Source organism: Mesorhizobium sp. B3-1-7 (assembly GCF_006439385.1).
Lineage (GTDB): Bacteria > Pseudomonadota > Alphaproteobacteria > Rhizobiales > Rhizobiaceae > Mesorhizobium.
The window spans coordinates 134,814-161,464 of record NZ_VFTL01000003.1 but is presented as its reverse complement, the minus strand read 5'-3'; the positions used below and the strand labels follow the sequence as shown (position 1 = coordinate 161,464).

Annotated in this window: 23 protein-coding genes; 11 read left to right on the top strand and 12 right to left on the bottom strand. The window is 64.9% G+C overall.

Annotation, left to right across the window (positions count from 1 at the left end; translation table 11 throughout):
* The first annotated feature begins 79 nt into the window (after nt 1-79).
* The 3 genes from mutS (at nt 80) to FJ417_RS03980 (ending at nt 4,065) form a co-directional block, all read left to right on the top strand.
* Entirely contained in the window at nt 80-2,818 is a 2,739-nt protein-coding gene (gene mutS / locus FJ417_RS03990; protein ID WP_140782551.1) for a DNA mismatch repair protein MutS, read from the top strand.
* 90 nt (nt 2,819-2,908) lie between these two features.
* On the top strand, nt 2,909-3,373 hold the full coding sequence (locus tag FJ417_RS03985; protein WP_140782550.1) for a nuclear transport factor 2 family protein: 465 nt from the start codon (nt 2,909-2,911) through the stop codon (nt 3,371-3,373).
* Nucleotides 3,374-3,495: 122 nt separating this feature from the next.
* A complete protein-coding gene (locus FJ417_RS03980; RefSeq protein ID WP_140782549.1) occupies nt 3,496-4,065 on the top strand; it encodes a TetR/AcrR family transcriptional regulator in 570 nt (189 codons plus the stop codon).
* Between the two features lie 385 nt (nt 4,066-4,450).
* Here FJ417_RS03980 and FJ417_RS03975 read toward each other — a convergent pair whose 3' ends face one another.
* The 3 genes from FJ417_RS03975 to FJ417_RS03965 all read right to left on the bottom strand — a co-directional run bounded on the left by FJ417_RS03975 (nt 4,451) and on the right by FJ417_RS03965 (nt 8,352).
* The gene (locus tag FJ417_RS03975) at nt 4,451-5,311 is read right to left on the bottom strand and encodes an aldo/keto reductase (protein WP_140782548.1); all 861 of its coding nucleotides are present in this window, start codon (nt 5,309-5,311) and stop codon (nt 4,451-4,453) included.
* A gap of 105 nt (nt 5,312-5,416) precedes the next feature.
* Nucleotides 5,417-5,806 (bottom strand): DUF305 domain-containing protein, encoded by a 390-nt coding sequence (locus FJ417_RS03970; protein ID WP_140650320.1) that lies wholly within the window; start codon nt 5,804-5,806, stop codon nt 5,417-5,419.
* Between the two features lie 41 nt (nt 5,807-5,847).
* Nucleotides 5,848-8,352 (bottom strand): heavy metal translocating P-type ATPase, encoded by a 2,505-nt coding sequence (locus tag FJ417_RS03965; protein ID WP_140782547.1) that lies wholly within the window; start codon nt 8,350-8,352, stop codon nt 5,848-5,850.
* Nucleotides 8,353-8,538: 186 nt separating this feature from the next.
* Here FJ417_RS03965 and FJ417_RS03960 point away from each other — a divergent pair, with 186 nt between their 5' ends.
* Together FJ417_RS03960 and murJ are read left to right on the top strand one after the other, a co-directional pair.
* The gene (locus tag FJ417_RS03960; protein ID WP_140782546.1) at nt 8,539-11,340 is read left to right on the top strand and encodes a [protein-PII] uridylyltransferase; all 2,802 of its coding nucleotides are present in this window, start codon (nt 8,539-8,541) and stop codon (nt 11,338-11,340) included.
* Nucleotides 11,341-11,380: 40 nt separating this feature from the next.
* Nucleotides 11,381-12,988: a murein biosynthesis integral membrane protein MurJ gene (gene murJ / locus FJ417_RS03955; protein ID WP_140647344.1), complete on the top strand. Its 1,608-nt coding sequence runs from the start codon at nt 11,381-11,383 to the stop codon at nt 12,986-12,988.
* On the opposite strand, the gene FJ417_RS03950 is transcribed toward murJ, so the two are convergent.
* Together FJ417_RS03950 and FJ417_RS03945 are read right to left on the bottom strand one after the other, a co-directional pair.
* Entirely contained in the window at nt 12,963-13,367 is a 405-nt protein-coding gene (locus FJ417_RS03950; protein WP_140782545.1) for a type II toxin-antitoxin system VapC family toxin, read from the bottom strand. The genes murJ and FJ417_RS03950 overlap by 26 nt on opposite strands.
* Nucleotides 13,367-13,612, bottom strand: a complete 246-nt coding sequence (locus FJ417_RS03945; protein WP_095766111.1) for a type II toxin-antitoxin system VapB family antitoxin — start codon at nt 13,610-13,612, stop codon at nt 13,367-13,369. The genes FJ417_RS03950 and FJ417_RS03945 overlap by 1 nt, the downstream gene beginning before the upstream one ends.
* Nucleotides 13,613-13,846: 234 nt before the next feature.
* On the opposite strand from FJ417_RS03945, the gene trpS reads away from it, so the two are divergent.
* From trpS to FJ417_RS03930, 3 genes are all read left to right on the top strand, one after another.
* Nucleotides 13,847-14,914, top strand: coding sequence for a tryptophan--tRNA ligase (trpS, locus tag FJ417_RS03940; protein ID WP_140782544.1), 1,068 nt, complete (start codon nt 13,847-13,849; stop codon nt 14,912-14,914).
* 102 nt (nt 14,915-15,016) lie between these two features.
* Complete coding sequence (locus FJ417_RS03935) at nt 15,017-15,508, top strand: universal stress protein (RefSeq protein ID WP_140647347.1); 492 nt, start codon at nt 15,017-15,019, stop codon at nt 15,506-15,508.
* A 184-nt stretch (nt 15,509-15,692) separates the two neighbouring features.
* Nucleotides 15,693-16,262: a NifU family protein gene (locus tag FJ417_RS03930; RefSeq protein ID WP_140782543.1), complete on the top strand. Its 570-nt coding sequence runs from the start codon at nt 15,693-15,695 to the stop codon at nt 16,260-16,262.
* Between the two features lie 158 nt (nt 16,263-16,420).
* Here FJ417_RS03930 and FJ417_RS03925 read toward each other — a convergent pair whose 3' ends face one another.
* The gene (locus tag FJ417_RS03925) at nt 16,421-17,038 is read right to left on the bottom strand and encodes a L,D-transpeptidase (protein WP_140650338.1); all 618 of its coding nucleotides are present in this window, start codon (nt 17,036-17,038) and stop codon (nt 16,421-16,423) included.
* Nucleotides 17,039-17,264: 226 nt separating this feature from the next.
* Here FJ417_RS03925 and cueR point away from each other — a divergent pair, with 226 nt between their 5' ends.
* Entirely contained in the window at nt 17,265-17,654 is a 390-nt protein-coding gene (cueR, locus tag FJ417_RS03920) for a Cu(I)-responsive transcriptional regulator (protein WP_140782542.1), read from the top strand.
* Nucleotides 17,655-17,667: 13 nt separating this feature from the next.
* Here the strand turns inward: cueR and FJ417_RS03915 are convergent, their stop codons facing one another.
* A complete protein-coding gene (locus FJ417_RS03915; protein WP_140782541.1) occupies nt 17,668-18,138 on the bottom strand; it encodes a nucleoside deaminase in 471 nt (156 codons plus the stop codon).
* A 143-nt stretch (nt 18,139-18,281) separates the two neighbouring features.
* Between FJ417_RS03915 and FJ417_RS03910 the strand changes: the two genes are divergently transcribed.
* Entirely contained in the window at nt 18,282-18,503 is a 222-nt protein-coding gene (locus FJ417_RS03910; protein ID WP_140782540.1) for a hypothetical protein, read from the top strand.
* A 59-nt stretch (nt 18,504-18,562) separates the two neighbouring features.
* Here the strand turns inward: FJ417_RS03910 and FJ417_RS03905 are convergent, their stop codons facing one another.
* Nucleotides 18,563-19,186, bottom strand: coding sequence for a hypothetical protein (locus tag FJ417_RS03905; RefSeq protein WP_140782539.1), 624 nt, complete (start codon nt 19,184-19,186; stop codon nt 18,563-18,565).
* Between the two features lie 109 nt (nt 19,187-19,295).
* Between FJ417_RS03905 and FJ417_RS03900 the strand changes: the two genes are divergently transcribed.
* Nucleotides 19,296-19,796: an MmcB family DNA repair protein gene (locus FJ417_RS03900; RefSeq protein ID WP_181183148.1), complete on the top strand. Its 501-nt coding sequence runs from the start codon at nt 19,296-19,298 to the stop codon at nt 19,794-19,796.
* 337 nt (nt 19,797-20,133) lie between these two features.
* On the opposite strand, the gene nhaA is transcribed toward FJ417_RS03900, so the two are convergent.
* From nhaA to hrpB, 4 genes are all read right to left on the bottom strand, one after another.
* Entirely contained in the window at nt 20,134-21,324 is a 1,191-nt protein-coding gene (gene nhaA / locus FJ417_RS03895) for a Na+/H+ antiporter NhaA (RefSeq protein ID WP_140782537.1), read from the bottom strand.
* A 299-nt stretch (nt 21,325-21,623) separates the two neighbouring features.
* Nucleotides 21,624-22,187: an ActR/PrrA/RegA family redox response regulator transcription factor gene (locus tag FJ417_RS03890; protein WP_140647361.1), complete on the bottom strand. Its 564-nt coding sequence runs from the start codon at nt 22,185-22,187 to the stop codon at nt 21,624-21,626.
* A 291-nt stretch (nt 22,188-22,478) separates the two neighbouring features.
* Nucleotides 22,479-23,804, bottom strand: a complete 1,326-nt coding sequence (locus FJ417_RS03885; protein ID WP_140782536.1) for an ActS/PrrB/RegB family redox-sensitive histidine kinase — start codon at nt 23,802-23,804, stop codon at nt 22,479-22,481.
* A 379-nt stretch (nt 23,805-24,183) separates the two neighbouring features.
* Entirely contained in the window at nt 24,184-26,646 is a 2,463-nt protein-coding gene (gene hrpB, locus FJ417_RS03880) for an ATP-dependent helicase HrpB (protein WP_140782535.1), read from the bottom strand.
* Between the last annotated feature and the right edge of the window lie 5 nt (nt 26,647-26,651).

Below are 26,651 nucleotides of genomic sequence, written 5' to 3'. Positions count from 1 at the left end.
AGCAGACCGCCGCCAGTCTTCCCCTGCTTTTCGCGTCGCCGGCATTAAACCGGGCTGCCACTTCTGCTAGCGTTGCCGCATGAATATGCACATGCCCGCTGATACCGACGCCCAGGAGACGACGACGCCTGCGCCCGCCACGAGCGGCGTCACGCCGATGATGGAGCAATTCATCGAGATCAAGGCTGCGAACCCGGATTCGCTGCTGTTCTACCGCATGGGCGATTTCTACGAGCTGTTCTTCGACGACGCGGAGAAGGCGAGCCAGGCGCTGGGCATCGTTTTGACCAAGCGCGGCAAGCACCAGGGCCACGACATCCCGATGTGCGGCGTGCCGGTGCATGCGGCGGACGACTATCTGCAGAAGCTGATAGCACAAGGTTTTCGCGTTGCCGTCTGCGAGCAGATCGAGGACCCGGCCGAAGCCAAGAAACGCGGCTCCAAATCGGTGGTGCGCCGCGACGTGGTGCGGCTGGTCACGCCCGGCACCATCACCGAGGACAAGCTGCTGGCGCCCTCGGAATCGAGCTTCCTGATGGCGCTCGGCCGCGTCAAGGGGGGCGGCGCGGCCAGTCAGGCGAGTTTCGCGCTGGCCTGGATCGACATTTCGACCGGCGCCTTCCGCGTCGCCGAGACGAGCGCCGAGCGACTGCTTGCCGACATCTTCCGCGTCGACCCGCGCGAGCTGATCGTCGCCGAGCCGGTTTTCCACGATCCGGAGCTCAGGCCGGTGTTCGACGTGCTGGGCCGGGTCGCCAGCCCGCAGCCGCCTTCGCTGTTCGATTCGGCTTCGGCCACAAGCCGCATCGCGCGCTTCTTCGAGGTCGCGACGCCGGACAGTTTCGGCACGTTTTCGCGCGCCGAGCTGTCGGCGATCTCGGGCGCCATAGCCTATGTCGAAAAAACGCAGAAGGCCGAGCGGCCGCCGCTGTCGCGACCCGAGCGCGAGGAGCAGGGCTCGACGCTGTTCATCGATCCGGCGACGCGCGCCAATCTGGAATTGCTGCGCACGCTGTCGGGCAGCCGCGACGGCTCGCTTTTCAAGGCGATCGACCGCACCGTGACCGGCGGCGGCGCGCGATTGCTGGCCGACCGGCTGATGGCGCCGCTGACCGATCCGGCGACGATCGCGGCGCGACTGGATTCGGTCTCCTTTTTCCGCTCCGAGACGCGGCTTTGCCAGGGTTTGCGGGCGAGCCTGAAAAGCGTCGCCGACATGCCGCGAGCGCTCTCCCGCCTGGCGCTCAACCGCGGCGGCCCGCGCGATCTCGGCGCCCTGCGCGCCGGCTTCGAGGCGGCTGGCGCGATCGCCGAATTGTTCGCGGCAGCCGCCCTGCCCGCCGAGCTCACCGCCGCGCTTGCCTCGATCCACGCCTTGCCCGAGGCGCTCGCCCGTCACCTCAGCGAAGCGCTCGACGACGAGCTGCCGCTGATCAAGCGCGACGGCGGCTTCGTGCGGTCGAGCTACAATGCCGAGCTCGACGAGATGCGGGCGTTGCGCGACGAATCGCGAAAAGTGATCGCCGGGTTGGAGCGGTCGCTGATCGAGGAGACCGGCATCCGCTCGCTGAAGATCCGGCACAACAATGTGCTCGGCTACTACATCGAGGTCACCGCCAACCATCACGCGATCATGACCGGCAGCGACGCCGCCAAGTCGCGCTTCATCCATCGCCAGACCATGGCCAACGCCATGCGCTTCACCACGACCGAACTGGCGGAGCTGGAATCGAAGATCGCCAATGCCGCCGACAAGGCGCTGAGCATCGAGCTCGCGACATTCGACCGGCTGACGGCCGAGGTGGTGAGCGAGGCTGACAAGATCCGCGCCGGCGCCGAGGCGCTGGCCGTGCTCGACGTGTCGGCGGCGCTGGCGCTGCTCTCCGAAAGCGAAGACTGGTGCAGGCCCACGGTCGATGCCAGCCTCGCCTTCGACATTGCCGGCGGGCGACATCCGGTGGTCGAACAGGCGCTCAGGCGCTCGGGCGACGGGCCATTCGTCGCCAACGATTGCGACCTCTCGCCCGAGGGCGGCGCCAAGGCCGGCGCGATCTGGCTGCTTACCGGCCCCAATATGGGCGGCAAATCGACGTTCCTCAGGCAGAATGCGCTGATCGCCATCCTCGCCCAGACCGGCTCCTTCGTACCGGCGCAAAGCGCCCATATCGGCGTCGTCGACCGGCTGTTCTCGCGCGTCGGCGCCTCGGACGATCTGGCGCGGGGACGTTCGACCTTCATGGTCGAGATGGTCGAGACGGCGGCGATCCTCAACCAGGCGGGCGAGCGGGCGCTGGTTATCCTCGACGAGATCGGTCGCGGCACCGCGACCTTCGACGGACTGTCGATCGCCTGGGCGGCGGTGGAATATCTGCATGAGAAGAACCGCTGCCGGGCGATCTTCGCCACGCATTTCCACGAGATGACGGCGCTGGCCGGCAAATTGCTCCGGCTTCACAACGTCACCATGCGGGTCAAGGAATGGGAAGGCGATGTCGTCTTCCTGCACGAGGTCGGCAAGGGCGCGGCCGACCGTTCCTACGGCGTGCAGGTGGCACGGCTGGCCGGCCTGCCGGAAGCGGTCGTCGCCCGCGCCAAGGAAGTGCTGCACCAACTCGAAGAGGGCGAAGTCTCGGGCAAGACAAATCGGCTCGTCGACGACCTGCCGCTGTTTTCTGTGGCGGTGAAGCGCGAAGCCCCGAAACCGGCGAAAAGCGATGCGCTCGACGACGCGCTCGGCGCCATCAATCCCGACGAGATGACGCCGCGCGAGGCGCTGGAGGCGCTCTACCGGCTGAAGGGGCTGGTGGGAAAGCAATAGCACCTGTCCCGCTCGTCACTCTGGCCATTGACTCATTGTACCGATCGGTACAATGTCGGTTATCGACGATCGAAACCGACAGGAGATCTCATGAGCCGTCCGCCATTGCCGCCATTCACGGCCGAGACAGCGGCGCAAAAGGCGCGCCTTGCCGAGGACGCCTGGAACAGCCACGATCCTGAGCGGGTCTCGCTCGCCTACACCGAGGACAGCATCTGGCGGAACCGGGCCGAGTTCGTCTCCGGCCGCGGCGAAATCGTCGATTTCCTCAAGCGCAAATGGTCGCGCGAGCTGGACTATCGCCTGATCAAGGAGGTCTGGACCTGGAACGAAAACCGCATCGCGGTGCGCTTCGCCTATGAATGGCGCGACGACAGCGGGCATTGGTTCCGCTCCTACGGCAACGAGAATTGGGAGTTCGACGAAGCCGGGCTGATGCGCCGGCGCGTGGCGAGCATCAACGATCTGCCGATCACCGAAAGCGAGCGGAAGTATCATTGGCCGCTCGGCCGCCGGCCGGATGAGCATCCCGGCCTTTCGGAACTCGGGCTCTAGAGCATGATGCCGAAAAGTGTGAAGCGGTTTTCGGGCGACATCATGCTCTATCTCTTTGATGTAGAGCCGGATGATTCCAGGTTGATTCGACCTGAAATCATCCGGCTCTAGGGGGCGAGTGGATGCGGCGCATCACGCCAGACCACGATCATCTGCTGGGGGTCGTTGCGGAAGTTTTCCGCGAGCATGGCTACGAGGGCACCAGCCTGTCCTTGATCGGCGAGGCGACGGGGCTCGGCAAGGGAAGCCTCTACCACTTCTTCCCCGGCGGCAAGGAGGAGATGGCGAGGGCTGTCATTGCCCATATCGACGGCTGGTTCGAGGACAATGTCTTCGCGCCGTTGCGCGACAGCGCCGACCCGCTGGCCGGGGTCGAACGGATGCTCGCGGCGACGGACAGCTATTTCCGCTCGGGGCGCCGGGTTTGTCTCATCGGCGCCTTCGCGCTGGATGAATCGCGCGACCTGTTCGCCGGCCAGATAAGAGACTATTTCGGCCGATGGGTCACGCATCTCGCCGATGCACTGGCGCGATCCGGGCACCGGCCGGGCGAGGCCAGCGAGTTGGCCGAGGAAGCCGTCGCCGCCATTCAGGGCGCGCTCACGCTGGCCCGCGCCGCCAATGACCTCGATGTGTTTTCAAGGGCATTGCGGCGGCTGCGCACGCGGCTTGGGATGCCGGCCAAGGTCTAGGGCGGATCCTCCCAGGGATTTTGAAGGGTTGCCGTTTGCCCTGGTGCAAGATTTTCCGTTGATTTGCGTGAAATCAGCAAACGCCGGGGTTTGGTTGACACCGTCCCAGCCTCGTCATTCTATGGCGGAGCAAGGAGCGAAGCGACGCGGCGCAGACCATAGAATCCATTCCGTGACGTGAGAGCGCCGCTCACCGTGCAGAACTTCTACTCCGCTGCATTCTTCGGCTGAGGTACCGGCATGGATTCTAGGGTCTTCCGCGACGGAGCCTCGCTCCTGCTCCGCCCTAGAATGACGATCGCGATGGGCGTTTCGGCCAATCTCCAAGGTATGCCGTCTGCGAACGCAAACAGAGGTGACCGATCAAAATGCCTGTTCAAGGGAACTAGATCATTTCCAGCCCACGCTTACGCGTCGGCGGCGGGAAGGCGCGGTCGAAATCGGCGAAATCCTGCGGCGTCAGCTTGATGTCGAGCGCGGCGGCGTTCTGGCGCACGTGCTCCTGGCGACCGGCCTTCGGGATGGCGATGACGCCGTCCTGCACCATCACCCAGGCAAGCGCGATCTGCGCGGCGGTGGCGTTGTGGCGGGCAGCGACGGCTTCCAGCCGGGTATTGTGAGCCAGCGCGCCCTGCTCGACCGGCGAATAGGCCATCAGCGGTATGCCGCGCTCCGCGCACCAGGGGGCCAGATCGAATTCGGGGCCGCGCCGCGACAGATTGTAGAGCACCTGATTGGTCTGGACGTCGCCGCCATGATCCAAGCCGACCAGTTCCTCCATCTCGTCGGTGTCGAAATTGCTGACGCCCCAGTGGCGGATCTTGCCTTCCGTTTTCAGCGCCTCGAACGCCTCCACGGTTTCCGAAAGCGGCACGCTGCCCGGCCAATGCAGCAGATAGAGATCGATGCGGTCGGTGGCGAGCCGCTTCAGGCTGTTCTCGCAGGCGCGCTTCACGCCGGCGCGCGAGGCGTTGGAGGGCAGCACCTTGGAGACCAGGAAGGTCTCGTCGCGGCGCCCGACGATGGCCTCAGCCACCACTTCCTCGGCGCCGCCGCTGGCATACATTTCGGCGGTGTCGATCAGCGTGATGCCGAGATCGAGCCCAAGCTTCAACGCCGCCACCTCATCGGCGCGGCGCCGTCGATCCTCGCCCATTTTCCATGTGCCTTGGCCGAGCACCGGAACGGCTTCGCCGGACGGCAGCTTCAGGGTTCTGATCGACGAGCGGTTGATTGATGGGGGCATGGCTTTCTCCGCGTGAAGCCGGATCGCAGCACAGCCGTGGCCGGAAATCCAGACCGAAGGCTTGTGGCCGCCTGGATACCTGGCTGCCCGGATTTCCCGCAGCGGCTACTTCGCCGGATGCTTGGCGAGCCAGTCCTGCATCTCCTTGATCTCGGCTTCCTGCGCCGTGACTACGCCTTCGGCGAGCTTGCGGATTTCCGGATCCTTGCCGTTGGCGATCACGACCTTGGCCATGTCGATGGCGCCCTGATGATGCGGGATCATGCCGCGGACGAAATCGACATCGGCATTGCCGGTGTATTTGATCATCATGTCCTTGTGCATCTTCTTCATCGCCGCCTCGTAGCCGACGGTGGCCGGGCTCTGGGCACCCATCGCCATCTTGGACATGTCATGCTTCATCTCTTCCGACGAAGCCGGCACGCTCTCGAGGAAGACGGCAAGCAGCATTCCTGCGGCCATCAGCAGCAGCACGATTTTCTTGGCCAAGGTCATTCAGGTCTCCTTCTGTTGGATAGCGTATCTGGGGGCTTTGCTCACAGTTTCAATGTTCTCAGCCGCAAGGCATTGGCGATGACCGACACCGACGACAGGCTCATCGCCGCCGCCGCGAGCATCGGCGACAGCAGCATGCCGGTGAGCGGGTAAAGGACGCCGGCCGCCACCGGCACGCCAAGCACGTTGTAGAGGAAGGCGAAAAACAGGTTCTGGCGGATATTGCCGATCGTCGCCTGAGCCAGCGTACGTGCCCTCACAATGCCGTTGAGGTCGCCCTTGACCAGCGTGATGCCGGCGCTTTCGACCGCGACATCGGCGCCGGTGCCCATGGCGATACCGACATCGGCGCTGGCCAGCGCCGGCGCGTCATTGACGCCGTCGCCGGCCATGGCGACGGCGGCACCCTTGGCACGCAATTCCTCGACCAGCGCGCCCTTCTCGTCCGGCAGCAGCCCGGCGCGGACCTCGTCGATGCCGAGCCTGCCGGCGATCGCTTTTGCCGTGCGCTCGTTGTCGCCAGTGGCCATGATGATGCGCAGGCCCTTGTCATGCAGCGCCTTGATCGCCTCGGCCGTCGTCGCCTTTACGGGATCGGCGACGGCGACGATGCCGGCGAACCTGCCGTCGACGGCGACGAACATCGCCGTTTTGCCTTCGGCCTGCATCGCTTCGGTATTGGCCGCCGGCGTTTCGACGCCGAGGTCCGCCATCATTGCCGCATTTCCGAGCGCGACCTTCCTGCCCGAAACCGTGCCCGAAACGCCCTTGCCGGTGATGGCTTCGAAATCGACCGCGTCGGCCAGCTTCAGGCCGCGCGCCGCGGCGCCCTCGACGATCGCGTCGGCCAGCGGATGCTCGGAGCCCTTTTCGAGCGCGGCGGCGAGGCCCAGCAGCTCGTTCTCGTCGATGCCGTCGGCCGCAACGACATCGGTAAGCCGCGGCTTGCCCTCGGTCAGCGTGCCGGTCTTGTCGACGATCAGCGTATCGACCGAGGCAAAACGCTCCAACGCCGCCGCTTCCTTGATCAGCACGCCGGCATGCGCGCCGCGCCCGGTCGCGGTCATGATCGACATCGGTGTCGCAAGGCCGAGCGCGCAGGGACAGGCGATGATCAGCACCGACACCGCCGAGACGATGGCGAAGATCAAGCTCGGTTCGGGACCGAGGATCGCCCAAGCGATGAAGGCAAGGACCGCCACCAGCACGACGGCCGGGACGAAATAGAAGGACACGCGGTCGGCGAGACCCTGGATCGGCGCGCGCGAGCGCTGCGCCTTGGCGACCAGCTCGACAATGCGCGACAGCGTGGTCTCGGCGCCGACCTTCTCGGCGCGCATGACCAGCGAACCGTTCTTGTTCAGCGTGCCGCCGGTGAGCGCGTCGCCTTCCGTTTTTTCGACCGGTAGCGGTTCGCCCGTAATCATGGATTCGTCGATGGCCGAGCGTCCCTCCAGCACCGTGCCGTCGACCGGCACGGCGTCGCCGGGGCGGATGCGCAGCTTGTCTCCGGCCTTGACGCTGTCGAGCGGCACGTCCGTCTCGGAGCCGTCGGCGCCGATCAGCCGCGCGGTCTTCGGCGCGAGGTCGAGCAGCGCGCGAATGGCCGAGCCGGTGCGCTCGCGGGCCCTGAGTTCCAGCACCTGCCCCAAAAACACCAGCGCGACAATCACGGCGGCGGCCTCGAAATAGACCGGCACGGCGCCGTCATGGCCGCGGAACTGATGCGGGAAGACATCCGGGAACAGCGTAGCGACCAGGCTGAAGAGATAGGCAGCACCGACGCCCAGCGAAATCAGCGTCCACATATTGGGGCTGCGGTTCAGGATCGACTCCCAGCCGCGATGGAAGAACGGAAACGCCGCCCACAACACCACCGGGCTCGCCAGCGCCAGCTCGACCCAGGTCTTGGCGCGGCCGTCGACGAGGTTTTCGAAGCTGAAGCCCAGCATCGGCGCCATGGCGATGGTCAGGAGGGGCACGGAGAGCGCCGCGCTGAGCCAGAACCGGCGGGTGAAGTCGACGAGCTCGGGATTCGGGCCTTCCTCGCCGGTCGGCACGCCCATCGGCTCCAGCGCCATGCCGCAGATCGGGCAGGAGCCGGGCTTGTCGCGGACGATCTCGGGATGCATCGGGCAGGTGTACTGCGTGCCCTTCGGCATCGGCTGGGGCTCGGGCCGGCCGGCGAGGTATTTTGCCGGCTCGGCTTCGAACTTGCCCTTGCAGCTGGCGGAGCAGAAATAGAAGCCCTGCCCTTCGTGGCGAACGAAGTGCTTCGCGCTCGCGCGGTCGACATTCATGCCGCAGACGGGGTCGGTGGCGGAAAGATATGCTTCCGGCTCGGCCTGGAATTTCGTGCGGCAGCGTTCGCCGCAGAAATGAAACGTCCGGCCGCCATGCTCGGCCGTCGGCTTGCCGGCCGCCGGGTCGACCGTCATGCCGCAGACAGGATCGCGAACCACCGCTTCGGCGCCGGGCGCGGCATCCTTCGCGGAGCAACAGCAGCCGCCATGCGCATGATGGCGGTGATGGTCGGAATGGGTCATGGCCAGGCCTCTGAATCTCGAACTTGAGGCGGAGGTAGTGCTTCCAGTAACTGGAAGGTCAAGGGCCGGTTTGGATTTTTGCGGCTTTGGTCTTGCAGCCGCGTATCCTGGCTATTGCTCACCGCTGAAAACGCGGCGGCCGGCCCCATACACAGCGCCGCGAAAACAGGCTATAGACGCCGCCGAATGGCAAAGATCTCCCTGAAACTCGACGAAATCATCGATGGCGACGCGCTGCGCCGCGACTTGACCGCGCTGACGGCGGCGAGCGCCGGCGACGGTCCAGGACCGGCTGTTCGCACGGCCGTCCTCCAGCTACTCAAGGCCAGGATGGCGGAAGGGCGAAAGATCGCCGAAGCCATGCTCAAGCAGGATGGCGGCGGCAATGCCTGCGCCGAGCGGCTCTCGCATCTGATGGATGAACTGATCCGGGCGCTCTATGATTTCGCCGCCACCCATGTCTACCGGGTCAAGAACCGGTCCGCGGCCGAGCGCATGGCGGTCGTTGCCGTCGGCGGCTACGGCCGCGGCACGCTGGCGCCGGGATCCGACATAGACCTGCTTTTCCTGCTGCCCTACAAGCAGACCCCATGGGGCGAGCAGATCGTCGAATACATGCTCTACATGCTGTGGGACATGGGGCTGAAGGTCGGCCACGCCACCCGCAACATCGACGAGTGCCTCAGGCTCTCGCGCAGCGACATCACCATCCGCACCTCGATCCTGGAAGCGCGATTCCTGTGGGGCGAACACAAGCTCTATGACGAGCTGCTCACCCGCTTCGACCACGAAGTGGTGCGCACCACTGGGCCGGAATATGTGCAGGCCAAGCTTGCCGAGCGCGACGAGCGCCACGCCAAGGCCGGCGAAAGCCGCTACCTGGTCGAACCCAATGTCAAGGACGGCAAGGGCGGCCTGCGCGACCTACAGACGCTGTTTTGGATCGGCAAATATTTCTATCGCGTGCGCACCGGCGAGGAGCTGGTCGAAAAGGGCGTCTTCACCGAGGCCGAATATCGCGAATTCCAGAAGGCCGAGGATTTCTTGTGGGCGGTGCGCTGCCACATGCATTTCCTCACCGGCAAGGCGGAGGAGCGGCTGCATTTCGACATCCAGCGCGAGATCGCCGAGCGTCTGGGCTATACGACGCATCCCGGCCTGTCGGCGGTCGAGCGCTTCATGAAGCACTATTTCCTCGTCGCCAAGGATGTCGGTGACCTGACCCGCATCTTCTGCGCGGCGCTCGAGGAAGAGCAGGCCAAGCACGTGCCGGGCTTCAACCGCATCTTCCTCACCTTCTCGCGGCGCAAGCGCAAGCTTGCCGGCACCTCCGACTTCATCGTCGACAACCACCGCATCAACATCGCCGACGACAGCGTGTTCGAGCGCGATCCGGTCAACCTGCTCAGGCTGTTCTGGTTCGCAGACAAGCACGGGCTGGAGTTCCACCCCGACGCGCTGAAGCTGCTCACCCGCTCGCTCGGGCTCGTCAACAAGTCGCTCCGGCGCGACGAGGAAGCCAACCGGCTGTTCCTCGACATACTGACGTCGGACCGCAATGCCGAGCTCAATCTCAGGCGCATGAACGAGGCCGGGCTGCTCGGCAGGCTGATCCCGGACTTCGGCAAGATCGTCGCCATGATGCAGTTCTCGATGTACCACCACTATACGGTGGACGAGCATCTGATCCGCTGCATCGGCGTGCTGGCCGAGATCGAGCGCGGCGACGGCGCGAAGGTGCATCCGCTGTCGCATACGCTGATGCCGGGACTGAAGAAGAGCCGTGAGGCGCTCTATGTCGCCGTGCTTTTGCACGACATCGCCAAGGGCCGGCCGGAGGACCATTCGGAAGCCGGGGCCAGGATCGCGCGGCGCATTTGTCCGCATATGGGATTGTCGGCGGCCGACACCGAGACCGTCGCCTGGCTGGTAGAGAACCATCTGGTGATGTCGATGACGGCGCAGACGCGCGACCTCAACGACCGCAAGACGATCGAGGATTTCGCCTCCATCGTACAGTCGGTCGAGCGGCTGAAGCTGCTTTTGATCCTCACCGTCTGCGACATCAGGGGCGTCGGGCCGGGCGTGTGGAATGGCTGGAAAGGCCAGCTGCTGCGCACACTCTATTTCGAGACGGAGCTGCTTTTGACCGGCGGCTTTTCCGAGGTATCGCGCGCCGAGCGCACGACGGCGGCGCGCGAGCGGCTGGCCGAGGCGCTGGCGGCATGGCCGGCGAAGGAGCGCAAACGCTACGTCGCCCTGCACTACGAGAACTATCTGCTTACCGTCGATCTGCCCGACCAGTTGCGGCACGCCGAGTTCGTCCGCGAGGCGGATGCGGCAGGCAAGAAGCTCGCCACCATGGTCAAGACGCATGAGTTCGAAGCGGTGACCGAGATCACCGTGCTGGCGCCGGACCATCCGCGCCTGCTTTCGATCATCGCCGGGGCATGTGCCGCGGCCGGCGGCAACATCGTCGACGCGCAGATCTTCACCACCTCGGACGGGCGGGCGCTGGACTCGATCCTGATCTCGAGGGAGTTCGACCTCGACGAGGACGAGCGCCGGCGCGCCGAGCGGGTCGGCCGGCTGATCGAGGACGTGCTGTCCGGCAAGAGCTGGCTGCCCGAGATGATCGAGAAGCGCACCAAGCCGAAGCGCGGCGCCAAGGCTTTCAGGATTCCGCCCCGCGCCGAGATCCGAAACACGCTGTCGAACCGCTTTTCGGTGGTCGAGGTCGAGGGGCTGGACCGGCCGGGCCTGCTGTCCGAGATCACCGGGACGCTGTCGGACCTGTCGCTCGACATCGCCTCGGCGCATATCACCACCTTCGGCGAGAAGGTCATCGACACGTTTTACGTCACCGACCTGACCGGACTGAAGATCGACAGCCCGACGCGCACCGCCACCATCCACAAGCGGCTGATCGATACGCTCGAAGGCAATTCGTCCGAACGCAACGGCAAGGCCAAGGCAGCGGCCGAGTGACCATCCATTTGACGCAATTTTTCTGGCAGTCGTCCCCAGCATGAGCCTAGTCAAGAAATTCGCCACCGTCGCTTCCGGCACGCTGATGAGCCGCGCGCTGGGTTTCGGCCGTGAGATGCTGATGGCGGCGGCACTCGGCACCGGACCGGTCGCCGACGCCTTCAACGCCGCCTTCCAGTTCCCCAACACCTTCCGCCGGCTGTTTGCCGAGGGCGCCTTCAACGCCGCTTTCGTGCCGCTGTTCGCCAAGGAGATCGAGCAGCATGGCACCGAAGGCGCCAAGCGCTTTTCGGAGGAAGTGTTCGGTGTGCTGTTTTCGGCGCTTTTGGCACTGACAATCGCGATGGAACTGGCGATGCCGCTGATCGTGCGCTATCTGGTGGCGCCGGGCTTTGCCGACATTCCAGGCAAGTTCGAGACGACCGTCCGGCTTGCGACGATCATGTTCCCGTACCTGATCTGCATGTCGCTCGGCGCCATGATGGCCGGCATGCTGAACTCGCTGCGCCGCTATTTCGCGGCGGCGATCGCGCCCGCCTTCCTCAACATCATCCTGATCGGCGTGCTCGCCTATGCCTGGTATCACGGGCTGGACGCGCATGATGTCGGTTTCGGCTTGTCCTGGGGCGTGCTGGCGGCAGGCATTGTGCAGCTTGCCATCGTCTGGATAGCGGTGCGCAATGCCGGCATCTCGATCGGCTTCCGCTGGCCGAAGATGACGCCCAACGTCAAGAGGTTGCTGATCCTGGCGCTGCCGGCGGCGATCACCGGCGGCATCACCCAGATCAACCAGCTGATCGGCACGGCGATCGCCTCGGCGCAGAACAGCGCGGTGTCGTCGCTCGCCTATGCCGATCGCATCTACCAGCTGCCGCTCGGCGTCGTCGGCGTGGCCGTCGCCATCGTGCTGTTGCCGGAACTGTCGCGGGCGCTGAAATCGGGCAATCTGATCGAGGCCGCCAATCTGCAGAACCGCTCGGTCGAGTTCACCTTGTTCATGACCTTGCCGGCGGCAGCGGCGCTCTGGGTGATGTCGGAACCGATCGTGCGGCTGGTCTATGAGCGCGGCGCCTTCGCCGCCAACCACTCGACGCCGATCGTCGCCTCGATCCTGGCGATCTTCGGCCTCGGCCTGCCCGCCTTCGTTTTGATCAAGGCGTTCACGCCCGGCTATTTCGCGCGCGAGGACACCCGGACACCGATGATTTTTGCCGCCATCTCGGTCGGCGTGAATGTCGCCACGGCGCTGAGCTTGTTCCCGTCGATGGGCGCGCCTGGCATCGCGGTGGCCTCGGCCGTTGCCGGCTGGGTCAACGCGCTGATGCTGCTCGGCATGCTGATCAAGCGCGGCCATTGGGGCCGCGACGTGCCGCTCTTGAGACGTATTCCCCGGCTGGTGCTCTCCGCCGTAATCATGGCCGTGGCGCTTTACTTCGCGGAGCGCCACTTTGCCACACAGATTGGGCCTGGCTCGCCGCTCGTGGTGAAGGCGACGACGGTGCTTGGCCTGGTCGCCGGGGGCGCCGCGCTCTACTTCATCGCCGCCTTCGGCACCGGCGGCGCCGATTTCGGCATGGTCCGGCGCAATGTGAAACGTCGTTCACCCAAGGCGCCACCACCCGTCAGGGAACAGTCTCCAGATCCGTGAGCCGGAATTCATTGGCCGTGGAAAGCATCGGAACGCCGTAGTATCGCGCGCAAGCGTAGTGGAAGCAGTCCGCCATGTTTAGGCGGACAGCATTGTTGCGAAACCGCGAAGCGGCCTCGATGGATAGAGATGTCGCCTCGGGCGCAGGCGGAAGCTCGCGCAAGGCAATGGCCCGCTCTTCTAGAAAGCGATCTACAATCTCCGCGCTTCTTGCGACCGGAATCGCCAGCTTTTCTGGTCGCGCGAGCGCCATCGCGGCCTCCCAAACGGCTATCGCCGACGTGAACGGTGCCGATGCCTCCATGACGGCCTGCGCGCATCGCTCGGCTTCCGTCTCGTTGCTCAGGATCGCGACGATGGCTGCTGCGTCGACAAACATCAGTCGTCGCCGGAAAGTTCATCATAAACGGACTGCGGCAACGGTTTGCGCGCTTGTTCGCTAAGCTTGATTCCAAACTCGGCTCGCAGTCGCGCCGCCGTTTCCAGTGGCGTCTCGCGATTGCGCCGCCGCTCCAGGGCCTCGCGCATGGCAATCACGATTGCCTCGGTGATGCCTACCCCTTCAGCTTTGGCGAAAGCGCGCGTCAGCCTGTCGGCTTCCTTGTTGTTGATGTTGATAGTCATCGCTACATTCCTTTATGTAGTTAGAAAGATGTAGCTTATGCGTGGCAATGTCAACGTACCGATGAGCCATGCCAGCTCGGTCCGCGCCTCTTGATCGCGCGGCCGGCTTCGTCCATAAGCGCGCCGTCGCAAGACTTTCGCCGCGCGCGGTTTCCAGCCATGTGATTGGCTCCAAAACGTCTGCAACTTTTTGGAATCACGCTTATACGGCCCTCCACAAGCCATGAGGAATTCATGTCCGCCTTCAAGCCACTCGTCTTTTCGGGCGTCCAGCCGACCGGCAACCTGCATCTCGGCAACTATCTCGGCGCCATCAAGAAATTCGTCGCTCTCCAGGAACAGTCCGACTGCATCTACTGCGTCGTCGACCTGCATTCGCTGACGGCGCAGCTGGTGCATCAGGACCTGGGCGACCAGACGCGGTCGATCACCGCGGCGTTCCTGGCCTCCGGCATCGACCCGAAGAAGCACATCGTCTTCAACCAGTCGCGGGTCATGCAACACGCCGAGCTTGCCTGGATCTTCAACTGCGTGGCGCGCATCGGCTGGATGTACCGGATGACGCAGTTCAAGGACAAGGCCGGCAAGGACCGCGAGAACGCCTCGCTCGGCCTGCTCGCCTATCCGAGCCTGATGGCTGCCGACATCCTGCTCTATCGCGCCACCCATGTGCCGGTGGGCGAGGACCAGAAGCAGCATCTGGAGCTCACCCGCGATATCGCGCAGAAATTCAACAACGACTTCTCCGAGAAGATCGCCGCGCTCGGCGTCGGCGTCGAAATGCAGGTCGGCGAAGAGACGGTGAACGGTTACTTCCCGATCACCGAGCCGGTGATCGGTGGTCCGGCGGCGCGCATCATGAGCCTGCGCGACGGCTCGAAGAAGATGTCGAAGTCGGATCCGTCGGATCTCTCGCGCATCAATTTGACCGACGATGCCGACACCATCTCGAAGAAGATCCGCAAGGCCAAGACCGACCCGGAGGCCTTGCCGAGCGAGATCGACGGGCTGGAAAGCCGGCCCGAGGCCGAAAACCTCGTCGGCATCTATGCCGGTCTCGCGGAGATCTCGAAGGAAGACGTGCTGAAGGAATATGGCGGTCAGCAATTCTCCGTGTTCAAGCCGGCTCTGGCCGACCTTGCCGTGGAGAAGCTGGCGCCGATCGCTTCCGAGATGCGCCGCATCGAGGGCGACCGCGTCTATGTCGACGCGGTGCTCAAGGATGGCGGCGACCGCGCCCGCGCCATCGCCGAGGGCACGATGAAGACGGTGCGTGACATTATCGGCCTGTTGCAGGACTGACCGACGAGTTGGTCCCTTAGGACCATTGCCGCGCCAGCCGGCGGCTTGCCGCCGGTCGGCCGCAGTGGCAGATTGCGGCCGAACCATACCGAGCAGATAGACATGGTCTCCAAACGCCTCAGCCGCGAAGCCGGCCATCGCAGGAAATTCCTGACGATCATCGACGATACGCCGGAATGCGAGCGCGCAGTCGCCTATGCCTCGAAGCGGGCGCAAAGCACCAGCGGCGTGCTGGTGCTGCTCTATGTCATTGTGCCGGACGATTTTCAGCATTGGCTGGGGGTCGAGAAGATCATGCGCGAGGAAGCGAATGCGACGGCGCGCGCGGCGCTCGACGGCTATGCGAACAAGGTGCGCCAGAAGCTCGGCATCGAACCGGAGCTGGTCGTGCGCGAAGGCAAGCCCACGGAAGAAATCCACAAGCTGATCGAGGAAGACCAGGACATCGCCATCCTGGTGCTGGCAGCCGGCGCCGGCAAGGAAGGCCCTGGACCGCTGGTCAGCGCGGTTGCCGGCCGGGGAGCGGCCTTCCCCATTCCAGTCACGGTGGTGCCGCAGAATCTGTCCGACGAAGAGATCGACAGCTTAGCTTAAGCCACCTCAATCCCAGGCCTCCGCCGACCTGATCACTGCAACCACTTCAAAAGCCGTGACGGACCCGGTAAAAACATTCCGCCAGCCAGCTGTTCGGGCGACGCGTTTCGCTTGAATGTCCAGCCGATAGAGCCTATTTAGAATTATTCCAAACTATCGGCCCGGGAAGGGCCTGGAGATACCCATGTTCATCCAGACCGAATCGACGCCGAACCCGGCGACGCTGAAATTCCTGCCGGGCAAGGAAGTGCTGGGCGAAGGCACAGCCGATTTCCGCAACGCCGAAGCGGCGGCGGAGGCCTCGCCGCTGGCCGGCCGTCTGTTCGAGATCCCGGGCGTCACCGGCGTCTTCTTCGGCTATGATTTCATCACCGTGACCAAGGACGGTCCGGACTGGCAGCACCTGAAGCCGGCGATCCTCGGTGCCATCATGGAGCATTTCATGTCCGGTGCGCCGGTCATGGTCACGACCGCTCCGGCGAGCCAAGCCGGCGAGACCGGCGAGTTCTACGACAAGGCCGACGAAGAGTTGGTGCTGACCATCAAGGAACTGCTCGACACGCGCGTGCGCCCGGCCGTTGCCCAGGACGGCGGCGACATCACCTTCCGCGGCTTCGAGAACGGCACCGTGTTCCTGCACATGAAGGGCGCCTGCGCCGGCTGCCCGTCGTCGACGGCAACGCTGAAGCACGGCATCCAGAACCTGCTTCGCCACTTTGTTCCGGAAGTCCAGCAGGTCGAGCAGGTCGCCTGAGAATCCAATTCGCCGGCCGCGTAGTGCGGCGAGGCGACTTCCGACCCAAGACGCAAAAACAAAAAACCGGGCCCCAACAGCCCGGTTTTCTGTTTTTGGACGTCTTGTTGTTGCCTAGACGGTCCGCTTGCGAAAGCTTTTGGCCTCGGCCTTCGTGATCACATCACGATGACCTTGGCGCCGACCGACGTGCGGTCGTAGAGGTCGATAATGTCCTGGTTCATCAGCCGGATGCAGCCCGACGACATCGCCTTGCCGATCGAGAACCATTCCGGGCTGCCATGCAGGCGGTAGCCCATGTCGCCGCCCTTGTTGAAGAGATACATGGCGCGCGCGCCGAGCGGGTTCTTCAGGCCCGGCTCCATGCCGCCGGCGAATTTGGCGAGCTCGGGCTGGCGCTTGATCATCTGCGAGGGCGGCGTCCAGGTCGGCCATTCGCGCTTCAGCGCGATATGGGCTGTGCCGTGCCATTCAAAACCCTCGCGGCCGACGCCGATGCCATAGCGCATCGCCATGCCGTCGCCCTCGATGAAATAGAGGAACTTGTTCTGCGTATCGACGATGATGGTGCCCGGCTTCTCCGGCGAGTCGTACCGCACTTCCTGGCGGTGGTACCTGGCGGGGACCTTCTCGATCGGGATGCGCGGCAGCTGATAGCCGGCATCGGTCATCGCGCCATAGTTGTTGGTGAACATTTGCCCACCGATGGTGCTGCACCCGCTGATCGCGGTCGACAGCGCAAGAGCGGCAAGGATTGCAAATGACTTCAAGCGCATGAAAAGGTCCGATACCCCGCCTGGATGCCAGCGGCACGAGTCGGCCGCTTTGTTGTCATCATTCATGCTGGCATTTCTTTTGCTTGCCAAGCGCGCACTGCCTATATGCAAGACCTTGCAGGCGGGTAAGTGCCGAACTGCGGCATTTCCGCAACAGGCCTCACAGGATTGTGAAACAAAATCAATGAGGCGGCTCATAGAGCCGCCTGGGTTCGAGGAGAGCGCCATGAATGTCGGTGATGCCGCCGAGCGTTCCGGCCTGCCGGCCAAGACCATCCGCTACTATGAGGAGATCGGCCTGATCCGTCCGGCGCGGGCCGAGAACGGCTATCGCGATTACTCCGGCGACGATATCCATCGGCTCGCCTTCCTGCGCCGTGCGCGCAATCTCGGCTTCTCAATCGACGATTGCAGGCAGCTGATGGCGCTCTATCAGGACCGCGGCCGCGCCAGCCACGACGTGCGCGAGATCGCCGCCGCCCATGTCAGGGCGATCGAGGAGAAGCTGCGCGAATTGCAGTCGATGCGCTCGACGCTGCAGACACTGATCCACGCCTGCCACGGCGATGAGCGGCCGGACTGCCCGATCCTGGATGACATGGCGGGAGCGGCCTGAGGTCCGAGGCCTGTCAGCGCCTCCAGAAATCGCGGTGCGGGGCGAGCAACTCGTCCGCGATTTCGGCAAAGGGGCCGAAGACCGCGATCTTTTTCTGGCCAGAGGCGAATACGGTGCGCGAAGCGAGGTTCATCGTCGGATTCTCCGCGTGATCGCCGGTGAGCACCAGGAGATCGGTCTCCTCGAAGCCGTAGACCAGCCGCCCGATATTCGCCCAATACATGGTGCCGGCGCACATCGCGCAGGGTTCGCCGGTCGAGACCAGCGTGCATTGCCACAGGAACTCCGGCTCATAGGCCGCCGCGGCGCGGCGGGCGAGCTCCGTCTCGGCATGGCGCACCGTGTCGAGATTGCCCTGCCGCATCAAGACACGATCGTCCGGCCCGACAAGCACGCAACCGAACGGATGATGCCCATGCGCCGCCGCCTCGCGCGCGACGGCGTCAGCGGACCGGAGGTGGGCGAGCATCTGATCGCGGGTCATGGGAATTCCTCCACGGTGAGATTGCTGCCAGGGGATTTGATTAGCAAGAACTAAACTTTTCTTGAGCCTCCCGCTTGGCTTTGAACTCCGACCATTTCCGGTTTGGTGCTATTTTGACAACCGCACAATGAGATTGCTGGGCCATGGGCATGCAGGAAGACATCGAACGGGTCGAGCAGCATATCCGCGAGATTGAACAGCGGATCGAGCGCCAGCGCGCGGTTATCACCCAGGCCGAGGAAACCGGCTTGCCGACCGACGGCCCGCGCAACTTCCTGTGGTTCCTGAAAGAGGCATTGAGCCTGAGCCGCGACCACTTGGCTAGGCTTCTGGCGGATGATTTTCGAGCGGGGGACTCACGGTAAGGAGCCAGCATTTGTCCGGTGGCTGGGCTGTGTCGCGTGTTGGTTTAGAGCGGATTCGGTTAGAGGTCCGTGACCAGAATTGTCAAAGGCGGAAACATAGCCGGGTCTAGCTGTTCGCTAGGAGGGGCAGGATCGCGCCTCCGTTCAAAAGGCAAACCAGCAGCCGCAAAGGCATCCATCGCACATTTTGCCTCCTCAGAAATCTGGTCGCCTGTGCGAGTTGTGAAAAGAATGCCGCTCTCTGGTCTGGTAACCCCCATTGCTGCTGGCGATCTGATTTGCCAACCGCTTTGTATGAAAACTTTCTCCAACTGCGAATGAAGCCGAGAGGCTTGGGGGCTGCCCATATCCTTGACTATATCAACCATACCCGGGCGTCTCGCCAAGAAGTTCTCCATCTTGTCCAGTTGATCCTTAGACAGACTTCTAGGCTCAAGAGCTTGCAGACGCCGCTCCAAGGCTTCCATCTTATCCCGAGCTTCATCGGGCGATGCAGCTCCCAGCTTTCGTTCGTATTCGGCAATGCGGTCATCTCGGAGAGCAAGTCGGCCCGTCAGCGTAGAAACCACACCATTTTGCCAAAAGCGACCTAGCAAGAGCCCAAGCAAGATGAAGGTAACAAATGCCCAAGGCGCGGCGGTCACTACGGCCCAATTGTCCTGAATCGGCTTAAGAAAATCCATGCGCGATTCATATCAGCGCGCCCCCGATTCGTCGCCGGGTTTGTCAACCAGATAATCGCCCCTACGAGATGGGTTCAAACCGTGAACAAAATCTGGCATGGTGCCATCCATGCCCATTGTTTCCCCGATTCCCCTCAACCCTTTGATCGACGGCCGCCAGTCGGAGCGCGCCATGCTGGTGCGGCGCGGCGTGCAGCGGCTGCTGACCGAAATGGGCACGCATGTGCTGCCGGAGCTTTCCTTGGCGACAGGCCGCCGCGCCGATCTCGTCGCGCTGACCAGGCAGGGCGACATCTGGATCATCGAGATCAAATCCTCGATCGAGGATTTCCGGGTCGACCGCAAATGGCCCGACTACCGTCTGCATTCCGACCGCTTCTTCTTCGCCACCCATCCCGGCGTTCCACAGGACATCTTTCCCGAGGAATGCGGCTTCATCCTTTCCGACGGCTACGGCGCGGAGATCCTGCGCGATGCGCCCGAGCACCGCATGGCGGCTGCGACCCGCAAGGCGCTGATGCTGCGGATGGCCCGCGCGGGCGCCGCCCGGCTGCTGGCGGCTGAGCTTGCCGGCGTCGCGGTGCCGGCGCTTGATGGCGAGAGCGAGTAGCGCCTGTTCCTCGCCGCACGGGAGTGGCGGGAGTAGGGAGAGGTGACCCGGCGCAGCCGGGACGGAGAGGGGTTGGCGGCGCTCGGAGGTTGTCTCGATCTCCCGAAGGCTTCCCGCTGCTGATCTTCCACCGGTTCTGGCGTTCGCGACGGGCGCGCCCCGCTCCGTCCCGGCTGCGCCGGGCCACCTCTCCTCCGCTTGCGCGAGGGCGAGGAAATCGCGTCGCGGCTAGACCTAAAGCGCGTCGCGCTGAAGCGGCTTCAGGCGACGCGCTTTAGGTCGTTGCTTGATGCATGTCGTTATCGCAAAACCGCTGCACACTTTTGCGCGACATGCATTAGTCCACGTCCTCGTCCACCCCACTCGCCGCCGGCGCCATGAGCAGGACGGCGGCGCCCAGCAGCGCGGCAAGCAGCGAGCCTGCTAGAATGCCGACCTTCACCGCATCCTGAAGCGCCGGGTCGCTGGCGAAGGCGAGCAGGCCGATAAACAGGCTCATGGTGAAGCCGATGCCGCAAAGCAGCGAAATGCCCAGCATGTGCAGCCAGCCGGCATTGACCGGCAGGTCGGCGAGGCCGAAGCGGATCGCGAGCGCCGAGGAGCCGAAGACGCCGACCAGCTTGCCGAGAACCAGGCCGGCGGCGACGCCGAGCGTCAGCGGCTCGACAAGGGCCGCAAAGCTCAGGCCGCCGAGCGAGACGCCGGCATTGGCGAAGCCGAAGATCGGGATGACGAAGAAGGGCACCAGCTTGTGCAGGCCGTGTTCCAGCCGGTGCAGCGGCGAATGCTCGAGATCGTGGCTGATGCCCGGAGAACGCTCAAGCGGGATGGTGAGCGCCAGCGCAACGCCGGCAAGCGTGGCGTGCACGCCCGACTTCAGCACCAGCACCCACAGCAGCGCGCCGAGCAGCAGATACGGCCAGAGCTTCATGGCCCGCATGCGGTTGAGCATGACCAGCAAGGCGATGACGACGAAGGCGGCCGCCAGATAGGCGAGCGACAGGCCGCTGGTGTAGAACAGCGCGATGATGATGACGGCGCCGAGATCGTCGATGATGGCGAGAGCGGTGAGGAAGACCTTCAGCGAGGCGGGCACCCGGCTGCCGAGCAGCGAAAGCACGCCGAGCGCGAAGGCGATGTCGGTGGCGGTGGGGATCGCCCAGCCGGAAAGCGCGGCCGCGTTGTCGCGATTGACGGCGACGTAGACCAGCGCCGGAACCAGCATGCCGCCGGCGGCGGCGATGCCGGGCAGCACCCGGCGCGGCCAGGTCGAGAGCTGACCATCCAGCATCTCGCGCTTGATCTCCAGCCCGACCAGCAGGAAGAACACCGCCATCAGCCCGTCATTGATCCAGTGCGAGACGCTGAGCGGTCCGAGATAGGCGTGCAGGACGGCGAAATAGGTTGTGGCCAAAGGCGAGTTGGCGACGATCAGCGCAAGGGCTGCCGCCACCATCAGGATGATGCCGCCAGCGGCCTCGCCGTCGAGGAATTCACGCAGGATCGATTTCGGCCGTTCGTCTTGCATGGTGCCTCGCTAACCTAGCCTGTTGGCCGGGAATCTGTGGTCCAATGATGCGCAACGTCAGTGGCGATGCAAGGCTTACGGGCGACACCGCAGCCGATGCTTCGAAAATTGGCCGAACGTACGTCTCTTCGTCATCCACGGGCGAAGCAAGGAGCGAAGCGACGCAGCGCAGACCTGAGGAGCGGTGCCGACGGCGCAGAATTCTGCTCCACTGCATCCTCCGGCCAAGGTCACGGCATGGATCCTCGGGTCTCCGCGTCCGCTTCGCTCCCGCTCCGCCCGTGCATGACGACGCTTGCCTAGCGCGGAGCCCGCTTCGCGAGGATACGCTGCAGGGTGCGCCGATGCATGTTCAGCCGGCGCGCCGTCTCGGACACGTTGCGGTCGCACATTTCGTAGACGCGCTGGATGTGCTCCCAGCGCACGCGGTCGGCCGACATCGGGTTTTCCGGCGGCGCCGCGCGCTCGCCTGAGGTACGGGTAAGCGCGGCGAAGACGTCGTCGGCATCGGCGGGCTTGGAGAGGTAGTCGATGGCGCCGAGCTTCACCGCTGTCACCGCGGTGGCGATGTTGCCGTAGCCGGTCAGGATGATCGCGCGGGCGTCGTCGCGTCTCTCGCGAATGGCGGCAACGACATCGAGGCCATTGCCGTCGCCGAGCCGCATGTCGACCACCGCATAGGCCGGCGGATGGGCGCGCGCCTTGGCGACCGCCTCCTCCACGCTCTCCGCCGTCTCGACCACGAAGCCCCGGGTCTCCATCGCCCGGGCGAGCCGAGTGAGGAACGGCTTGTCGTCCTCGACGATGAGCAGCGAGGTGTCCTCGCCCTCCACCATTGCAACAGTCGTTTCGTCTCCGCTCATCTTATCGGCATCCTACTGACTTGAACCACCTCGCCCCGGAACGAATTCTAGCCAATGCGCCTTAAGTCCTTGTTTCCAGGCACGCCGTTTGCCAAAAAAGCTGCACGGTTTTGGGCGGCATGCCTTACTTTTACGCAGATACAGTCCCGCAAGGGCAATGTCCAATTTTTACAGCCGGCAACAGAGCTGCCATGCAGTAATTGCAGGGCTTTTCACCGTTTCGCAATTCCGGACGGAAAACTACGGCGAAGTCGCCGAGCCCAACCGCTGCGCACTTTTCCTGGAATTGCTTTAGGCATTGTCGAACATGGTGGCCGACGCCTGGTCCTGGTTGAGGAAGACGCCGCGCGGCCATGCGATCTGCACCACCGCGCCTTCGCCGAGCCCGCTCGAATTGCGGAAATCGATGGTGGCGCCCGATCGTTCCAGCAAGGTCTTGGCGATGAACAGCCCTAGCCCCAGGCCGCCGCCGGCCTCCGTGCCCTGGCGCGTCGACATATAGGGCTCGCCGATGCGGTCGATGATCTCGGCCGGAAAGCCCGGCCCGTCATCGGTGATCGAGAAGATGACCTTGTCATTGTCCCAACTCCAGCCGACAGTGACCGACTTGCGGGCGAAATCGACGGCATTCTCGACCAGGTTGCCGAGCCCGTAGATGACGCCGGGGCTGCGCTGGCCGACGGGCTCGGGGCCGATACACTCGCCGGGCCGCAGCCGGATCGAGATGCCGAAATCGCGATGCGGCGCCGTCACCTCCTCGACCAGCGAGGTGAGCGGCATGCGCGACAGATGCGCTTCGCCTTCCGACGAAAGGCTGGTCAGCCGCTTCAGGATCTCGCGGCAACGCTCGCTCTGGGAGCGCAGGAGCTTCACGTCCTCGCCGTATTTCGGGTCCTTGCCGAGCGCCTTTTCCATCTCCTTGGCGACGACGGTGATGGTCGCCAAGGGCGTGCCGAGTTCGTGCGCGGCCGCCGCCGCCAGCCCGTCCAGCGCCGACAGATGCTGCTCGCGCTGCAGCACCAGTTCGGTGGCGGCCAGCGCGTTGGCGAGGAGGCGCGCCTCCGCCGCGACGCGGAAGGCATAGATGGCGGTGAAGGCGATCGAGGCGAACACCGCCATCCACATGCCGGCGACATAGATGAACGGCATCGGCAACGGCGCGTCCTCATACCAGGGCAGTGGCAGGTGGAAGAACACCAGCAACGTGGCGGCTATCATGACCAGCGCGCCCAGCACCGCGGTCATGGGCAGCGGCAGCGAAGCGGCCGAGATGACGACCGGGACCGAAAGCAGCACGCAAAACGGGTTGGTCAGGCCGCCGGTCATGTAGAGCAGGCCGGTGAGCTGGATGCCGTCGAAGGTGAGAATCGCGAAGGCCGAAAGCGGGGTCAGGCGGTGCGCCGCCGGATAGCGGAAGGTGAGCCACAGATTCATCCAGGCCGAACAGGCGATCAGCGCGAAGCACATCGACACCGGCAGCGGGAATTTTAGGCCATAGGCGACGACCAGCACGGTCAGGCTCTGGCCGACGATGGCCAGCCAGCGCAGGCGGATGAGCGTGTTGAGCCGCAGCCGCTGGCTTTGCTGGGAATCGGGCGCGCGCAGGATGTTGATCATCGACTTACGATTATAACCGCGGGAGGGTAAGCGCTAGTAGCGCTGTAAAGGCGACTTGAGCGATTGGCAGCCGGTGTTTCGGTTCACCATCATGAGCGCTTGGTGGTTGGCCGGGGCCGTCGCGACTTCGTCATCCACGGGCGGAGCGACGCGAAGCGGAGCGCAGACCCGAAGATCCATTCCGTTACCTCGATCGTAGAGAGCAGCGGAGGGAATTCTGAACCGTGGCAACGCGTCGACGTCGCGGAATGGATCCTCGGGTCTGCGCGCGTCGCTTCGCTCCTTGCTCCGCCCGTGGATGACGAAGTGATGGGCGTTTGCGCCAATCGCCAACATATGCCGTCCGCTAACGCGAGGCTCGCCAAAACTTCTGGGCAGCCTACGTTCCGCGGGGCTTGGCACGGCTGGTGGCGGCGGCCAGCAGCGGGTTTTCCGGCCAGACATGCTTTGGATAGCGACCGCGCATATCGGCGCGCACATCCGCCCAGGAGCCGCGCCAGAAGCCGAGGAGATCGCGCGTCGTCTGCATCGGGCGGTGTGCCGGCGACAGCAATTCGAGCGTCAGCGGAACGGTTCCGTTTGCGATCGCCGGATGACGATCGAGGCCGAACAGTTCCTGCACGCGGATCGAAAGCACCGGCCACTCGCCGTCATAGCGGATCGGCACGTGGCTGCCGGACGGCGCCTCGAAATGGGTCGGCGCCAGCGCGTCGACCTTGCGCTGCAGGTCGTGCGGGACCAAGGCCATGAGTGCCGACGACAAAGTCGCCGGCTTGATGGCCGCGAAAGAGGCGTCGCCGGCGAGAAACGGCAGGAGCCAATCGTCGAGGCCCTCGACCAGCGCTTCATCCGAAATGTCGGGCCAGGGCGCTCCAAGGCCGCGATGCAGCCAGCCGAGCCGCTGCCGCAACGTCTCGGCATCCTTGCCCCAATCGAGCAGAGCCAGACCGTGCTCCCGTAAAGCGTCGAGGATAGCCTGATCGGCAGCGGCGCCCGACGGCGCCGGCAGCATACGCTCGGACAAGGTGATGGCGCCGAGCCGCGCGGTCTCGCGCACACGCACGGCGCGGCGCTCGCGGTCGAAGGTCGTCTCGCGCTTCGTCTCGATGCGATCGGCAAGAGCGGCGCGGATATCGGCTTCGACGACCGGCGCGGCGGCGGTGATGCGGGCGTTCTGCGCCTTGCCCTGCAGGTCGGCGACCACCAGCCAGGTCTCATTGGCGAGCGGATCGGCGGCTTCGACCATGGCGCCCGAGCCGTTGGCGAGCACGAAGCGGCCGCGCTCGCCGCGCGCCCTCGCCACCCGATCCGGCCAGGCATGGATCAGGAGCGAGCCGGCGGAGCCCGCCTCGCCACCCTGCCCGCCGCCGGCCTGTCTGGCCAAACGCTCGGCGAGCTGCCTGGCGGCGTTGGCGCGCGGCGATTTCTCGCCACGAAAGCGGATCAGGCGGCGTTCGAGATCGGCGCTGTCGCCGCCCAATCCGCGCTCGGTCAGCAATACGGCAAGTGTCGCCGCTTCCTGCGCATGACCGCCTCTCACCGCTTCGGCCACCATATGCGCCAACCGCACCGGCAATGCCAGCTTGCGCATGGCAGCACCCGCCTTCGTCAGCCGGCCGGCATCGTCGATGGCATGAAGCGCCTTCAGCAGCACCCTCGCCTCGCTGAGCGCCGGGGCCGGCGGCGGATCGAGGAACGAAAGGCTGGACGGATCGGCGACGCCGAAGGCGGCGCAGTCGAGCAGCAGTCCGGACAGATCGGCCTCGAGGATTTCCGGCGGCGAGAAGGCGGGAAGCGACGCGGTCTGCTCGGCCCGCCACAGGCGAACCGCCACGCCGGCTTGAGTGCGGCCGGCGCGGCCGGCGCGCTGGTCGGCCGAAGCCTTGCTGACGCGCACCGTCTCAAGCCTGGTCAGGCCGCTCGCCGGCTCGTAGCGCGGCAGGCGCGACAGGCCGGAATCGATGACGACACGCACGCCGTCGATGGTGATCGAGGTCTCGGCGATCGAGGTCGCCAGCACCACCTTGCGGCGGCCGGCCGGCGCCGGTCTGATCGCCTGATCCTGCGCCCGGTTGTCGAGCTGGCCGTAGAGCGGAACGATGTCGGTGTCGGCGGCGACATTGCCCTGAAGCCGCTCGGCGGTGCGCTCGATCTCGCGCTGTCCGGGCAGGAAGGCGAGCACGCTGCCCTGCTCGCCGGCCAGGGCCGCGCGCACGGCCTTGGCCATGGCGTCCTCGATCGCCAGGCCGGCCGGCCGTTCGTCGTAGCGGACCTCGACCGGATATGCGCGGCCCTCGCTTTCGATCACCGGTGCCTGCGCCAGAAGCCTCGCGACGCGGGCGCCGTCGAGCGTCGCCGACATGACCAGCAGACGCAGGTCAGGCCGCAGCGCGCCCTGCACGTCGAGCGCCAGCGCCAGGCCGAAATCGCCGTCGAGCGAGCGCTCATGGAATTCGTCGAAGATTACCGCCGAAACGCCGGGCAGTTCCGGGTCGTCGAGAATCATGCGGGAGAGCACGCCTTCGGTGACGACCAGGATTTTTGTCCGCGCCGACGTGCGGTTCTCCATGCGCATGGCATAGCCGACCGTGCCGCCGGGTTCCTCGCCGAGCAGCTCGGCCATGCGGCGGGCAGCGGCGCGGGCGGCCAGCCGGCGCGGTTCGAGCAGCACGATCCGGCCTTTGCCCAGCCAGGGCGCGTCGAGCAGCGCCAGCGGCACCAGCGTCGTCTTGCCGGCGCCGGGCGGCGCCACCAGCACGGCGCTGCTGCGCTGCGAGAGCGCTTCGCCGAGCGCCGGCAGCACGGCAGTGACCGGAAGCTCCGGCAGGGGTTTCGTCGTCATCTGGC